This is a genomic window from Mycobacterium sp. 1165196.3 (genome assembly GCF_001673415.1).
GTDB classification, from domain to species: Bacteria; Actinomycetota; Actinomycetes; order Mycobacteriales; family Mycobacteriaceae; genus Mycobacterium; species Mycobacterium europaeum_A.
The window spans coordinates 1-14,331 of the sequence record NZ_LZLU01000156.1 but is presented as its reverse complement, the minus strand read 5'-3'; the positions used below and the strand labels follow the sequence as shown (position 1 = coordinate 14,331).

General features: G+C 68.4%; 13 protein-coding genes and 3 pseudogenes. 5 read left to right on the top strand and 11 right to left on the bottom strand.

Annotated elements, in window-relative coordinates; all coding sequences use genetic code 11:
* A pseudogene (locus A5659_RS16950) lies at window positions 1-226 on the top strand (PadR family transcriptional regulator); the annotation flags it as partial.
* Between the two features lie 44 nt (window positions 227-270).
* Here A5659_RS16950 and glpK read toward each other — a convergent pair.
* A complete protein-coding gene (gene glpK / locus A5659_RS16945) occupies window positions 271-1,839 on the bottom strand; it encodes a glycerol kinase GlpK (protein WP_156749054.1) in 1,569 nt (522 codons plus the stop codon).
* Window positions 1,840-1,925: 86 nt separating this feature from the next.
* On the opposite strand from glpK, the gene A5659_RS16940 reads away from it, so the two are divergent.
* Both A5659_RS16940 and A5659_RS16935 read left to right on the top strand, forming a co-directional pair.
* Complete coding sequence (locus A5659_RS16940) at window positions 1,926-3,398, top strand: glutamate--cysteine ligase (RefSeq protein ID WP_066868358.1); 1,473 nt, start codon at window positions 1,926-1,928, stop codon at window positions 3,396-3,398.
* A gap of 10 nt (window positions 3,399-3,408) precedes the next feature.
* Entirely contained in the window at window positions 3,409-4,089 is a 681-nt protein-coding gene (locus A5659_RS16935) for a class I SAM-dependent methyltransferase (RefSeq protein ID WP_067140289.1), read from the top strand.
* Here the strand turns inward: A5659_RS16935 and egtE are convergent.
* The 9 genes from egtE to A5659_RS16890 all read right to left on the bottom strand — a co-directional run bounded on the left by egtE (window position 4,086) and on the right by A5659_RS16890 (window position 13,237).
* The gene (gene egtE, locus A5659_RS16930; protein WP_231997856.1) at window positions 4,086-5,192 is read right to left on the bottom strand and encodes an ergothioneine biosynthesis PLP-dependent enzyme EgtE; all 1,107 of its coding nucleotides are present in this window, start codon (window positions 5,190-5,192) and stop codon (window positions 4,086-4,088) included. The two genes, A5659_RS16935 and egtE, sit on opposite strands and share 4 nt — an antisense overlap.
* A 47-nt stretch (window positions 5,193-5,239) precedes the next feature.
* Window positions 5,240-6,205: an L-histidine N(alpha)-methyltransferase gene (gene egtD / locus A5659_RS16925; RefSeq protein ID WP_066868352.1), complete on the bottom strand. Its 966-nt coding sequence runs from the start codon at window positions 6,203-6,205 to the stop codon at window positions 5,240-5,242.
* On the bottom strand, window positions 6,205-6,927 hold the full coding sequence (gene egtC / locus A5659_RS16920) for an ergothioneine biosynthesis protein EgtC (protein ID WP_066868350.1): 723 nt from the start codon (window positions 6,925-6,927) through the stop codon (window positions 6,205-6,207). Before egtC ends, egtD begins: the two co-directional genes overlap by 1 nt.
* Complete coding sequence (gene egtB, locus A5659_RS16915) at window positions 6,927-8,234, bottom strand: ergothioneine biosynthesis protein EgtB (RefSeq protein WP_067182780.1); 1,308 nt, start codon at window positions 8,232-8,234, stop codon at window positions 6,927-6,929. Before egtB ends, egtC begins: the two co-directional genes overlap by 1 nt.
* Window positions 8,231-9,544 (bottom strand): ergothioneine biosynthesis glutamate--cysteine ligase EgtA, encoded by a 1,314-nt coding sequence (egtA, locus tag A5659_RS16910; protein ID WP_067182777.1) that lies wholly within the window; start codon window positions 9,542-9,544, stop codon window positions 8,231-8,233. Before egtA ends, egtB begins: the two co-directional genes overlap by 4 nt.
* 178 nt (window positions 9,545-9,722) lie before the next feature.
* Window positions 9,723-10,394, bottom strand: a complete 672-nt coding sequence (locus tag A5659_RS16905; protein ID WP_067182767.1) for a sensor domain-containing protein — start codon at window positions 10,392-10,394, stop codon at window positions 9,723-9,725.
* A 32-nt stretch (window positions 10,395-10,426) separates the two neighbouring features.
* Window positions 10,427-11,875, bottom strand: a complete 1,449-nt coding sequence (locus A5659_RS16900; protein ID WP_066868376.1) for a catalase — start codon at window positions 11,873-11,875, stop codon at window positions 10,427-10,429.
* Between the two features lie 243 nt (window positions 11,876-12,118).
* A complete protein-coding gene (locus A5659_RS16895) occupies window positions 12,119-12,649 on the bottom strand; it encodes a hypothetical protein (protein ID WP_067140274.1) in 531 nt (176 codons plus the stop codon).
* 153 nt (window positions 12,650-12,802) lie between these two features.
* Complete coding sequence (locus tag A5659_RS16890) at window positions 12,803-13,237, bottom strand: hypothetical protein (RefSeq protein WP_197498043.1); 435 nt, start codon at window positions 13,235-13,237, stop codon at window positions 12,803-12,805.
* Window positions 13,238-13,574: 337 nt separating this feature from the next.
* Between A5659_RS16890 and A5659_RS16885 the strand changes: the two genes are divergently transcribed.
* Window positions 13,575-13,862 carry a GlsB/YeaQ/YmgE family stress response membrane protein gene (locus A5659_RS16885; RefSeq protein ID WP_066868338.1) on the top strand — a complete coding sequence of 96 codons (288 nt, stop codon included), beginning with the start codon at window positions 13,575-13,577 and terminating at the stop codon, window positions 13,860-13,862.
* Between the two features lie 9 nt (window positions 13,863-13,871).
* Here A5659_RS16885 and A5659_RS28200 read toward each other — a convergent pair.
* Window positions 13,872-14,168, bottom strand: a pseudogene (locus A5659_RS28200) (DMT family transporter); the annotation flags it as partial.
* Window positions 14,169-14,217: 49 nt separating this feature from the next.
* Here A5659_RS28200 and A5659_RS28575 point away from each other — a divergent pair.
* Window positions 14,218-14,331 (top strand): annotated as a pseudogene (locus A5659_RS28575) (hypothetical protein); the annotation flags it as partial.

Sequence of the window (14,331 nt, the reverse complement as noted above, 5' to 3'; positions counted from 1 at the left end):
GACCGAGCAGGGCCGCACGGCGGCGGAGAAGATCGAGACCCCGCCGTGGGACGAGATCACCGAAGGCGCCGACCCGGGGCACCTGAATCTGCGGGCGGCGGTAGGCCAGTTGTTCGGCGCGGTCGGGCAGTCCGCCCACACCGCGTCCGCCGAACAGCAGCAGCGCATCGTCGAGATCCTCAACAATGCGCGGCGTGAGATCTACGGCATCCTCGGCGAAGACTGAGTGCCGCTGAGCGGGCCCTGGATCGGGTCACGTCACGTGACCCCTCAGGTTACGGAGACCCAATCCAGGGTCCGCTGCACGGCTTTGCGCCAGCCCGCATAACCGGCGGCGCGCTGCTCGTCGTTCCACGCCGGCTCCCACCGCCTGCCCTCTTGCCAGTTGGCCCGCAGATCGGCCGGGTCGGCCCAGAACCCCACCGCCAAGCCGGCCGCGTAGGCAGCGCCCAGCGCGGTGGTCTCGGCGACGACCGGCCGTACCACGTCCACCCCCAGCACGTCGGCCTGGATCTGCATGCACAGGTCGTTGCCGGTGATGCCCCCGTCGACCTTCAAAACGTCAAGGCGCACACCGGAATCCGCCGCCATGGCGTCCACCACGTCACGACTCTGGTAACAGATCGCCTCCAGGGTGGCGCGCGCAAGATGCGCGTTGGTGTTGAACCGCGACAGCCCGACGATCGCGCCGCGCGCGTCGGATCGCCAGTACGGCGCGAACAATCCGGAAAACGCGGGTACGAAATAGACCCCGCCGTTGTCATCGACCTGACGTGCCAGCGATTCGCTTTGGGCGGCTCCGCTGATGATGCCCAACTGATCGCGCAGCCACTGCACGGCCGCCCCGGTGACCGCGATCGAACCCTCGAGCGCGTACACCGGTTTGGCGTCCCCGAACTGATAGCAGACGGTGGTCAGCAGGCCGTTGTCGGACCGCACGATCGTCTCGCCGGTGTTGAGCAGCAGGAAATTCCCGGTGCCGTAGGTGTTTTTGGCTTCCCCTTCGGACAGGCACACCTGGCCCACCATCGCCGCGTGCTGATCGCCGAGCATCCCGGCGATCGGCACCTCACCGCCGGCCGGCCCGGTCTCGGTCGTCACGCCATAGGGCTGCGGGGACGACGACGGCCCGATCTTCGGCAACATCGCACGGGGCACGGAGAAGAACGACAGCAACTCGTCGTCCCAGTCCAGCGTCTCCAGGTTCATCAGCATGGTCCGGCTGGCGTTGGTCACGTCGGTGGCGTGCACGCCGCCGCGCGGACCCCCGGTCAGGTTCCACAGCACCCAGGTGTCGGTGGTGCCGAACAGCGCGTCGCCGCTCTCGGCGGCCTCACGCACCCCGTCGACGTTGTCCAGAATCCATTGCAGCTTGCCGCCGGAGAAATAGGTGGCCGGGGGCAGGCCCGCCTTGCGGCGAATCACGTCGCCGCGACCGTCGCGTTCGACCGCCGAGGCAATGCGGTCGGTGCGGGTGTCCTGCCAGACGATCGCGTTGTAATAGGGCCGTCCGGTCTTGCGGTTCCACACCAGCGTCGTCTCGCGCTGATTCGTGATGCCCAGCGCCGCAATGTTTTTGGTACTGAGGTTGGCCCGGTTCAACACCGACGTCAGCACCGAGGAGGTGCGTTCCCAGATCTCCACCGGGTCGTGCTCCACCCAGCCGGCGCGGGGCAGGATCTGCTCGTGCTCGAGTTGATGGCGAGCCACCTCGGCACCGTCGTGATCGAAGATCATGCAGCGAGTGCTGGTGGTGCCCTGGTCGATGGCGGCGACGAACTCGGCGAACTCGGCCAACTGCTCTCCTTCACCCCGGAACACTGTTGCGTCGAAGACCATCATGGTCTACCCGCCGGACGAACGAGACGGGAACCGCGACTCGTGGGAGCTTGCGTTACGCGCGGTAACCCTGTTGCATCTGCGGTGTGGGCGAAGAGGTCAAGCGCACCACGTACGACAGCGCACAACGGCGGGAATACCGGCGCAAGGTACAGCTGTGCGTGGATGTCTTCGAGACGATGCTCGCCCGGTCATGCTTCGAGTCCGAGCAACCGCTCACGGGCATGGAGATCGAGTGCAACCTCGTCGACGCCGACTACCAGCCGGCGATGTCCAATCGTCACGTGCTGGACGCCATCGGTGACCCGGCCTATCAGACCGAATTAGGCGCCTACAACATCGAATTCAACGTCCCGCCACACGCGCTGCCCGGGCACTCCGGGCTCGATCTCGAGGCCGAGGTGCGGGCCAGCCTGAACGACGCGCAGGCCAGGGCGGGCGCGGCGGGCGGCGCCCACATCGTCATGATCGGCATCCTGCCCACGCTGATGCCCGAACACCTCGACCACGGCTGGATGAGCGAATCCACCCGCTACGCCGCGCTGAACGACTCGATCTTCACCGCCCGCGGTGAAGACATTCCCATCGACATTTCCGGTCCGGAACCGCTGAGCTGGCACACCGCCACGATCGCTCCCGAATCAGCCTGCACCAGCATGCAATTGCATCTACAGTTGGCGCCGGAAACGTTCGCCGCCAACTGGAATGCGGCGCAGATCGTGGCCGGCCCCCAGCTGGCGCTGGGCGCCAACTCGCCCTTCTTCTTCGGGCACCTGCTGTGGGCGGAAACCCGCATCGAGCTGTTCACCCAGTCCACCGACACCAGGCCCGAGGAGCTGAAAGCCCAAGGCGTGCGCCCGCGAGTGTGGTTCGGCGAACAGTGGATCGATTCGATCCTGGACCTCTACCGAGAGAACATCCGCTACTTCCCGTCCCTGCTGCCCGAGGTCTCCGATGAGGATCCGGTGGCCGAGCTGGCCGCCGGACGCATCCCGCAGCTCGCCGAACTGCGCCTGCACAACGGGACGGTCTACCGGTGGAACCGCCCGGTCTACGACGTGGTCGACGGTCGCCCCCATCTGCGACTGGAGAACCGGGTGTTGCCGGCCGGGCCGACCGTCGTCGACATGCTGGCGAACTCGGCCTTCTTCTACGGGGTGCTGCGCAGCCTGTCCGAAGCCGACGATCCGCTGTGGCAGCACATGGATTTCGGTGTGGCAGAAGCCAATTTCCTGGCGTCGGCGCGCTCCGGCATCGACGCGCGGCTGCACTGGCCCCGAGTGGGTGAGGTGAGCGCACGCGACCTGGTGCTCGACACACTGCTGCCGATCGCCGACGAGGGTCTGCAGCGCTGGGGCGTCGACGCCGAGGTGCGCGACCGGTTCCTCGGGGTGATCGAGGGCCGGGCGCGAACGGGGCGCAACGGTGCCAGCTGGCAGGTGTCCACCGTGCGGGCGCTGCAGGACGGCGGCATGAGCAGGCCCGCGGCGCTGGCCGAAATGCTGCGCCGCTACTGCGATCACATGCATGCCAATGAGCCGGTGCACACCTGGGAGTAGGTTGAAACCCATGTCATCTGATCAAGTGATGGACTGGGACAGCGCCTATCGGGAGCAGGCCCACTTCGAGGGTCCGCCGCCGTGGAACATCGGCGAGCCGCAACCGGAACTGGCGGCGCTGGTCGCGGCCGGCAGATTCCGCAGCGACGTGCTGGATGCCGGTTGCGGGGTCGCCGAGCTTTCCCTGGCGCTGGCCGCCCAGGGGTACACCGTGGTCGGGGTCGACCTCACGCCGACCGCCGTCGCGGCGGCCACCAAGTCCGCCGAAGAGCGCGGCCTGACCACGGCCAGCTTCGTGCAGGCCGACATCACGTCGTTCTCCGGCTACGACGGACGGTTCTCCACGGTGGTGGACAGCACGCTGTTCCACTCGCTGCCGGTGGAGGGCCGCGACGGCTACCTGAGGTCGATACACCGGGCCGCCGCCCCGGGGGCGAACCTGTTCATCCTGGTGTTCGCCAAGGGCGCCTTCCCCGCCGAGTTGGAAACCAAGCCCAACGAGGTCGACGAGGACGAACTGCGCGCCGCGGTGAGCAAATACTGGGAGATCGACGAGGTTCGCCCCGCTTTCATCCTGTCCAACCCGGTCAACATCCCCGACGCGCCGTTCGAATTTCCGCAGCATGAACTCGACGAGAAGGGCCGGCGCAAGATGCCGGCCTACTTGCTGACCGCACACAAAGCCGGTTAGCCGTTTGCGGTCGCCGCGGTGGCGGCGATGAGCGCCTCGGCGAACGTCTCGAGGTCGGCGGCCGTGGTGTCCACGTGCGGTGAGATCCGCAGCACGGGTCCGGTGAGCTCCAGCGGCGCCCGTTGCACGCCGGCGAAGGTGGTCAGGATCCGTCGCTCGGCGAGTAGCCAGGCCCGCACCGCTTGCGGGTCGGCGCCGTCGTTCGGCGCCAAAGTGGTGATGGCACTGGGTTCTTCGACCTCTTCGACCACCGTCCACCCGGCGACATCGGACAGTATGGTGCGGCTCAGTCCACCCAGCTCGGCCAGCCGCGCACGCACCGCCTGCGGCCCATACGCCAGGTGCTCGCCCAGCGCCAGCGAAAACCCCACCCGCGCGGCCACATTCGCTTCGCCGAATTCCAATTGTTCGGCCACCGTCGGTGCGCCGTCCTTGCTGGCCCACTGCGGCGCGCCCAGCCTGGGGTGCAGGCTTTCCATCAGCTCGCGGCGCACCGCGAGGATACCGACACCGCGCGGGCCGGCGATCCACTTGCGCGACGAGGAGTAGGTCGCGTCGGCGCCCACCGCGCAGTCCACCTGGCCCAGCGCCTGCGCCGCGTCGACGACGAGCGGCAGCCCCAATTCCCGGCACAGTTGGGCCACCATCGAAACCGGTTGCACCACACCGCGATGACTGGCCACCGCGGTCAGATGCACCAGGTCCGGCGGGTCGGTGTCCAGCGCCAGCGCCGCCTCGTCAAGCGCGACCCGGCCGTCTTCGAGCGTCGGTAGCAGCTGCCGGTCGAATCCGTGGGCGGCCAGCATCGCCAGGTTGGGCCCGTATTCGCCGGGCAGGCACGCCACCTTTCGTCGCTCGGTCGGCCAGGCGCCCAGCAGCAGATCCAGGGCGTTCAGCGAGCCGGTGGTGAAAACAACCTCGGCGTCGGGCATTCCGGCCAGCGCGGCGAACGCCGCGCGTCCGGCGTCGAGCACCGGTGTGGCGGCCTCCGCCGCGACGTAGCCGCCGACTTCGGATTCGTTGCGAGCGTGCTGCGCGGTGGCCTCGATCACCGCCAGGCTCTGCCGTGAACAGGCCGCGTTGTCCAGGTGCAGTCCGGCCATTGGCGGGCGGGCTGACCGCCACTGGTCGGCCAGCACGTTGCTGCCGGTCACTTCACGGCCAACGACAACCCGAAGTCGCCCGCCGCGTCGGTCCACCACCGGGTGCGGCGCAACCCCGCGGCGGCCAGCTCGTCAGTCACCTTGTCGGAGTGGAACTTACACGATACCTCGGTGAGCATCTCCTCGCCGGCCTCGAAGTCGACGGTCAGCTCGAGCGCGCCGACCCGCACCCGCTGGCGACGGTCGGACCGCAACCACATCTCGATGCGTTCCTCCGCCGCGTTCCACCGGGCCACGTGCCGGTAGGCGTCGACGTCGAAATCCGCGTCGAGTTCCCGATTGACCACCGCGAGCACGTTGCGGTTGAACGCCGCCGTCACCCCGGCGGCATCGTCGTAGGCGCGCACGAGTCGCTCGGTGTCCTTGACCAGGTCCGTGCCCAGTAGCAGGCTGTCGCCGGGCCGCAGCTGCGCGGACAGGGCGGCGAGGAACTCCGCGCGCGGCCCGGGCGTGAGGTTGCCGATCGTCGACCCCAGGAATACGAACAGCCGTCGCCCGCCTTCGGGGATCTTTGTCAGGTGCTCTTCGAAGTCACCGCAGACGGCCTTGATTTCGACCCCGGCGTATTCTTGCGCGATGGCCGCGGCGGCCGTCGACAGGATGCTGGCGTCGACGTCGAACGGGACGAACCTGCGTAGCGAGCCACGCTCGCGCAGGGCGTCCAGCAACAGCCGGGTCTTCTCCGACGTGCCGCTGCCCAGCTCCACCAGCGTGTCGGCCTCGCTCACCGACGCCACTTCGGCCGCCCTCGCGCGCAGGATCTCCGCCTCGGCGCGGGTCGGGTAGTACTCGGGCAGCCGGGTGATTTGGTCGAACAGCTCGCTGCCCACCGCATCGTAGAACCACTTGGGTGGCAGCGACTTTGGCGTCTTCTGCAGGCCGTCGAGCACGTCACGGCGCAACGCGTGGTACGCCGAGTCGGCGGCCAGGTGGTTCGACAGCGACAGCGTCATCAAGATCCTCTCGACTGGTCCAGCGGCGTCATCGTGACGCCGTCGGCAGTGACTTCGACAAGGTGACGGTCCGAAACGTCCTCCCAGTCGGAGTCGTTGTCATAGGGTTCACTGGCCAGCACCACACCGTCGGGGCGGCGCAGGATGCACAGTGTGTCGCCCCAGGCCGTCGCCACCATGCGAGAGCCGTTGGCGGCCAGGATGTTCAGCCGGGCGCCCGGGTCGGCTTCCCCGATCTCGACGATGGTCCGCCCCAGCGCGTCGAGGCCGCGCTCGAAGATCACCGCGGCCAATATGGCGCTGTCACAGACCGATTCGGCCCACGACGTCGTGGGCAGCACGCTTCGGTCCACGATTCCGTTGTGCGACAACAACCACTGGCCGTCGGTGAACGGAGCGGTCGCGCTGGCCTCGATCGGCATGCCGACGGTCGCCGAGCGCACGGCGGCCACCACGCAGTGGCTACGCAGCGCGGGCGCGATGGAATCGAACGACACGTCACCCCAGAGCGGCGCCTGGCTACGCCACCGGCGCGGCACGCCGGGCCCTGGTGCGGCTTCGGCGGCGGTGTCGAAAAACCCCACGCCCCAACCGTCGGCGTTGAGCAGGCAGTGCTTTTGGCGGCGCGGCGCATAGGACTGAACCCGCAGCCCGAATGGCGGGTCGAGCACCAGCGAGGAAACGGTGACGTCGGTTCCCAGCCAGCCCAGGTGCCGGCACATCAGGCGGACCCGGCGTCGGGGACGTCCCACGCCAACCGGACGCCGGAGAAGATCTGGCGCCGGTAGGGGTGGTCCCAGTTGCGAAAGCTCGGCCGCATGATGCCCGGTTCGACCGCCCACGAGCCGCCGCGCAGCACCCGGTAGTCGCCGTCGAAGAACGGCTGTGAATAGCGTTCGTAGAGCATCGGGACGAAACCCGGCCACGGCCGCAGCGGGGAGCTGGTCCACTCCCAGACGTCGCCGAGCAGCTGCTCGGCCCCGTATGCGGAGGCGCCGGCGGGATAGGCGCCGACCGGCGCGGGACGCAACGCCGCGCCGCCGAGGTTGGCCAGCGCCTCGTCCGGTGTGCGCTCACCCCAGGGGTAGCGGCGCCGGGTGTTGGTGGACGGATCCCAGGTGCAGGCCTTCTCCCATTCCATCTCCGTGGGCAGCCGGGCACCGGCCCAGGCCGCGTACGCCTCGGCCTCGAAATAGCTGACGTGCTGGACGGGTTCGTCGGCCGGGATGTGTTCGACGTGGCCGAACCGGGTGCGGGTGACGCCGTCGGAACTCCAGAACTGTGGCGCGTCAAGACCCGCGCCCTGCCGGTGCCTCCAGCCGCGCTCGGACCACCAGCGGGGCTGGTGGTAGCCACCGTCGTCGACGAACTGCCGCCATTCGCCGTTGGTGACCGGGACCCGGCCGATCCGGAACGCGGGCAGGTCGACGACGTGGGCCGGGCGCTCGTTGTCCAGCGAGTACGGTTCGCTGGCGGGGTCCACACCGAGGACGAACTCGCCGCCGGGCACCAGCACCGAGGTGCCCGCCAGCCCCGGCCTACCCGCCGGCAGCGTCGACGTGCCGCGCAACAGCGGGGCGCCGCTGCGCAGGTTCAACGCCTGCAGCATGGTCTCGTCGTGCTGGTTTTCGTGGCTGACCACCATCGCGTAGACGAAGGCCGCGTCGTCGCCGGCGGGGTCGTCGGGCAGCGCGTCGAGCGCGTCGAGCACGGCGGATCGCACGGTCCGGCAATAGGCCCGCGCTTTGTCCGGCGACAGCAACGGCAGATCGACCCGGCTGGCGCGGGAATGCACGAAGGCGTCGTAAAGCCCCTCGACGGCCGGCGGCAACATCCCCGGCCGGGCCGGATCCCCGCCCCGCAGCAGCCACAGCTCTTCTTGCTGACCGATGTGCGCCAGGTCCCACACCAGCGGGCTCATCAGCGGGTCGTACTGCCGACAGAGTTCGGCGTCGTCGAACTCGACGAGTCTCAACGTCCGCGTCCGCGTCCGCGCCAAGTCGTCGGCGATCGTCTCTCGTGACGTCACAACTCCCCTTGCGCCAGTAACCGCACGGTGGCGGCCAGGCCGTGCTCGATCACCTGGTCGGCGAAATCGTCGCCGGGACATCGGCCCTGCTCGACCATGCGGACCAATCGCTGCATCGAATCGCCGAGTTCCGCGGGCGCTTTCGCCGCGGCGATGGCCACGCAGGCGTTGGCCGCCCGGTACAGCCGCCGATCCCGCAGTCCCACCCGGGCCGCGGTGTCCCAGGCGGTGGCCACCGGTTCGACGGCCTCGGCCGCGACGTCGGCGGCGGCCGGGTCGTCGAGCAGGGCCACCAGGGTGAACGCCACGGCGGGCCACAACGGGTCCGGCACGCTGTCCAGGTAGCGGATCTCCAGCCACTGCCTGGGGCGCACCGGCGGGAACAACGTGGTGAGGTGATATTCGAGGTCGGCCAGGCTGGGACGGCGACCCCCGAGCAGCACCCGGCCGTCGACCCAGTCGGCAAAGGGCACCCAATGGGTGACGGCCTCGGCGTCGGGGTTGTGCACCAACATCACCGGCGCCTTGAGGGCGTACCGCGCCCAGTCGGTGCCGGGGTCGTCGCCGCTGGCCCCCAGGATGGGCCCGCAGCGCGCCGAGTCCATCCGGCCCCACACCCGCTGGCGGCTGGACACCCAGCCGGTGAAGTCGCCGACCAGCATCGGCGAATTGGCGGTGATCGCGATCATGGTGGGCCCCAGGGCATGCGCCAGGCGCACCCGCGCAGCCCAGCCCTCCCGCGGGCCGGCGTCCACGTTGACCTGGATCGAGGCGGTGGACGTCATCATCGCCGCGCCCGCCTCCCCGGAGCGGCTGGTAGCGAAGAACCGTTCCATGGCGCGGTACCGGGCGCCGGGATTGATGCGCTGGGGCGGCCGCAGCGGGTCGGCGCCGAGGAACACCAGGCCCAGCCCGGCCTCAGCAAACGCCGGCCGCAGCACGGCCTGGTCCCGGCGCATGGCGTCGATGGCGGGTGCCACGCCGTCGGCCGGCGGCCCGGACAGTTCGACGGCGCCGCCCGGTTCCACGGTGATCCTGCTACCGCCCGGCATCGCGGGCAGCGCGGCGAGCACGTCGGCGATTTCATCCCAGCTCGGCCGGCGGTGCGGGTCGGCCGGGTCGTGGCAGTGGGCCTCCAGTTCCAGACCCACCCGGCCCAGCGGGGCGTCCACCAGACAGCCTTCGGCGATGTATTGCGCGACGGCCGCCGAGTCGGCCGGCTCGGCGATGCTCAGGTCGGGGGCAGGGTCGGCACCGGCCGCCCGCGACTCCGGTCGCGAAGCCGCGGCGGTGATCGGCGCGAACGTCATATCACGATCCCTTCGGGCCCCGCAGCCTGAACACGCACCTGCGGACCGCTTCCCTGCGCAGCTAATCGAACGATAATCGGCACTACTTCGTCTAGTGCTTCATCTATCAGACGCCCCCGACATATTCCCTTCTGCGCACTTTGACGTGCTCGGGGAACACGGTTACCCAATCGCTCGATTATTGACCCAGCGCGTTCTGCATCGCCCCAGCTAGCACGTTGACCGCGGGTCCGGCATTGCCGGATTGGCACACCTTTGCCTGCAGCAACACGTTTTCGCGCAGCCTGGTTTGATCGAAGCACCGGCGATCGGTGCCCGCCTCCTGCTTGGTCCAGTTCTCGTCGGCGGGGCCGGCCGGGCCGCCGTCGAACGACCACACCTGGGTGCTGCCATTGTCCAAGTGGATCGCGGTGGTCTGCCCCGAGCAGCCCACGGTTCGATCCACCACGCGATGAAACGCCCGGGCCGCCGCCTCATTGGTGGCGAACACCCCGACGGCCTGTTTCACCAGGTGCGTCTGGTCGGTGGCCGACGTCTGGGTGACGGCCCCGTTGAACGAGGCCAGGTCGGGATCGTTGTACACCTCGGGCAGGCCGATGTCGGCCCAGTTGTTGCACTCGGGAAGGTCGACCCAGTCGCCTTGCCCGGGCTGGGTGAACACCGACTCCCACCCCATGGGTCCGCCGACGATGTTGCCGACCGACCCCCTGCCCAGGACGGCGTAATTCACCACGCCGGGCTCCGACGGGTGCGCGGCGGCGACCGGAACCGCGATGGTGCCCGCCAAGGCCAGGCCGACGACGACCGCGGCCCCGCGCGTCTGGGCAACCTGCGTAACCCGCGTGGTCATGCAGCGATCATGCCAGGCGACCCGACGAGCGGTCAGCCCCCGTTGCCCCGCACGCCTTCCTCGACCTTCTTGCCGAGGTCGGGGTCGACATTGCGCCAGTACTCGAACACCCGCGACAGCACCGGTTCCTTCACGCCTTGGGAGACGTGACCAATGATGTTGTGCGCCAAGCGTTCCCTGGCCGCGTCATCGAGAACTTCGCGGACCATGGTGCCGGCCTGTCCCCAGTCGTCGTCCTCGGCGTGCAGCGTGTAGGCCGAGCGGACCATGTCGCCGTCGGCATGCCAGCGCACCTCGGCGGCGCGGGCCGGATCGGCGTGCGGACCACCGTAGGAATTGGGCGCATACACGGGGTCGGACACGTTGTTGATCCGCATGGCGCCGTCTTTGGAATAGCTGTTCACCTCGACTCTGGGGGTGTTGACCGGGATCTGCCGGTAGTTGGTCCCCAGCCGGGCCCGATGCGCGTCCGAGTACGAAAAGCCGCGCGCCTGCAGCATTTTGTCCGGGCTCAGCCCCGTGCCGGGCACGGTGTTGTTCGGCTCGAAGGCCGCTTGCTCGATCTCGGCGTGGTAGTCGGTGACGTTGCGGTTCAGCGTCATCTTGCCGACGTCGATCAACGGGTAGTCGCCGTGCGGCCACACCTTGGTCAGATCGAACGGGTTGAACCGATAGTCCTTGGCTTCCTCGTACGGCATGATCTGCATCTTCAGTGTCCAGCTCGGGTAGTCCCCGCGCTCGATCGACTCGAACAGGTCGCGCTGGTGGTAGTCGCCGTCCTCACCGGCCAGCCGGTCGGCGTCCTCCTGGGTCAGGAACTCGATGCCCTGATCGGTGATGAAGTGGTACTTCACCCAGAAGATCTCGCCGGCGGCGTTGATCCAGCTGTACGTGTGGCTGCTGTAGCCGTTCATGTTGCGCCAGGTCTTGGGGATCCCCCGGTCGCCCATCAGCCAGGTCACCTGGTGCGCCGATTCCGGGGACAGGCTCCAGAAGTCCCACTGCATGTTGTGGTCGCGCACATTGCTTGCCTGCAAGCGCTTCTGGGACCGGATGAAGTGCTGGAACTTCAACGGGTCGCGCATGAAGAAGACCGGCGTGTTGTTGCCGACGAGATCGAAGTTGCCTTCGGTGGTGTAGAACTTCAGCGCGAAGCCACGCGGGTCCCGCCAGGTGTCTGGGCTGCCGCGCTCACCGGCGACCGTCGAAAACCGGGCCAGCATGTCGGTTTTGGTGCCGGGCTGGAACACCGCGGCCCTGGTGTACTTGCTGACGTCGTTGGTCACCTCGAAATGACCAAACGCGCCACCGCCTTTGGCGTGTGGCTGGCGCTCCGGGATGCGCTCGCGGTTGAACATCGCCATCTGCTCGATCAGGTAGTGGTCCTGCAGCAGAATCGGGCCGTCTGGGCCGATCGTCAGCGACTGATCGTCGCTCGGCGCAGCGATACCGGCGTCATTGGTCGTGAAACGCTCCGTCATTACGCTCTCCTCGTCACCGGGCGGAAGGCCGCAGAGCCCCGGATCGCGCACGGCGACACCGAATTCGCTTGCTCATCAAGCAGGTTCGGCGTCGCCGTGCGCGACCCGGGCCTTCCGGCCTGCAACCGAGTATTCCCCTTTTCTTGATCCGGTCAAGAAAATTTTGAGCAACACCGTCGGTTGCCCACTACGGGTCCTTACCCATTTGGGGCTGGAAATAGGCCGTGAGTGCAGCGGGCGCCGTCACGGGCGCGGCGCCGGCGCACCGGGGGGCGCGCTGACGGCCGGCGGTTGTCCGGGGCCGCTGACACCCGGGCCGCCATGCGGCCCGCCGGGACCGCCCGGACCGCTCGGGGGCATCGGAACGATCAAGCCGGGACCCCCGGGGCCGTATCCCCACGGCCCGTTGTCGGGTCCACCCGGGCCACCGGGTCCGCCGTACCACGGGCCGTAGCCGCCGCCGGGACCGCCGTACTGCCCAGGTCCGTTGCCCGGCCCGGGACCAGCGGGTCCCCAGGGCCCATTGCCCGGTCCGGGGCCACCGGGGTGAAACATGCCGTGGTGATGGTGGCAGGGGTGCTGGTGCTTCCAGATGAAGGCACCGACGAAGAACAGCGAGGAGAGGATGAACACGATGCCGGCGACGATCACCACCCAGGCCGCCGCCGTGTAGAGCCGCGGCGGCCTCACCCGGTCCGGGGGTGGCGCGGTGACCGGTGCGGCTGGGGTCGGCTCGGCGGTGGGCTCAACTCGTTCTTCGGGTGTCTCGCTCATGCCTTGCCATATTGCCGCGCACACCCGGTCCCTAACAGGCCCCGCCGACAAAATTGTGGTTAATCGAGATGCGGCGGTTAGGGGCCGGTTACCGCAAAAGACAGGTGACCCGGCGCTCGAGTGGAGCGCCGGGCCACGGTTGGCGAGGGGGTTTCAGTTGGTCAGCACGATGACGCTCGGGGTCTGTCCCAGCGCGGCCGCCGAGTGCAGGACCGACGGCGGGAGCTGGCCCGGGGCCATGCCGCTGGGACGCACGCCCGAGGGAGCCGGCGCCGTGCTGGTGGCTCCCGGCCCGGTCTGGCCGCCCTGACCACCCTGACCGCCCGGCGCGCCCGGTGCGCCCGGGCCGCCGAAGTTGCCGGGGCCGCCGGGGCCACGGTGGTGCACCATCGCGTGGTGGTGCTTGTGGTGGTGTCCGTGATGGCCGCCGCGGTGGCCGAGGATGAAGCCGGTGAAGAAGATGACCGCGACGATGAACACGATGCCGGCGACGATGGCGACCCACGCGGCGAGTTGGAAGACCCGCGGGGCCCGGTAGGCCGCCGCCGCTTCGGCGGCGACCGGTGCAGTGGCGGTGGAGTGCCGCACAGTGGGGGATTCAGATGTTTCACTCATGAGACAAATGATGAAGCCGTTAACAGTAGTGGCGGCTATGCGCTACTTATGTAGCAGCTGTGAAGTAAAGCCCCCGGTCAGCGGGTAAAAACGCGCTATTCGGGCCGCAGCAAGTTGGCCGCGAACTGTTACCTCCGCGCGTTGGACCGCAAGCCACGGCGTCGATGTCGTCGACTCGGATCGCGAAGTAAGCCCTATGTGGCTGCATCGCCCTCGACGCCTGCGGGGATTAGCGGGCTCAACAGGCCAAGAAACGGGTATCTCTCTCTCCACATCAAAGCGATGACCTGTGCTACCAGAGGAGTTTCAAGTGATCGGGACAATTATCGGTGCCATCTTCGTCGGACTCGTCGTGGGCGGACTGGCCAGGCTCATCATGCCCGGCAAGCAGAACATCGGCGTCGTGATGACTGTGGTATTGGGCGCACTCGGCTCATTCCTTGGAACCTGGGTGTCCTACAAACTGGGCTACTCCAACCAAAATGGCGGATTCAAGATCATTCCCTTCCTGGTTGGCATCGTCTTCGCGTGCATCCTCATAAGCATCTACCTCGGCGTCACCGGGCGTCGCATCACCAATCGGGCGGGACGACGGTAGCGCCTCCGCCTAGCGGTCCGACGGCGGCTCAGGCTCGGCCGTCGTGTTCGTGTCGCTTCCGGCGCGAGCGGCCATTGAGGCGGCCTTGCCGCGGGCCAAGGCCCAGGTCGCGACGATGACCACCAGCACTGCGACTACCAGGGCGAAAGCCCTGGGGCCCGAGGCGTGGAGGGTCTCGCCCAGCACGATTACCCCAAGCGCCGATGCCACGATCGGCTCGGCCACGATCACCGTTGGCATCGAGGCTGTCAATGCGCCGGCCCGGAATGACGATTGCTGAAAGATCATCCCGGCCAGTGCGGTCGGTATCCAGACATACAGCTCGGGCGCGCGGATGTGGCCGGGTCGTCCGCCCGCGGCGGTGCTGCTGGCGGTGGTGGCGGGTTTGTCGCTGGCGGTGTTCGCGGTGCTGACCAAGGGCGTCGTCGATGCGCTGGGAGGCGGCTTCGGCGCCCTGCTCCGCGCGCCC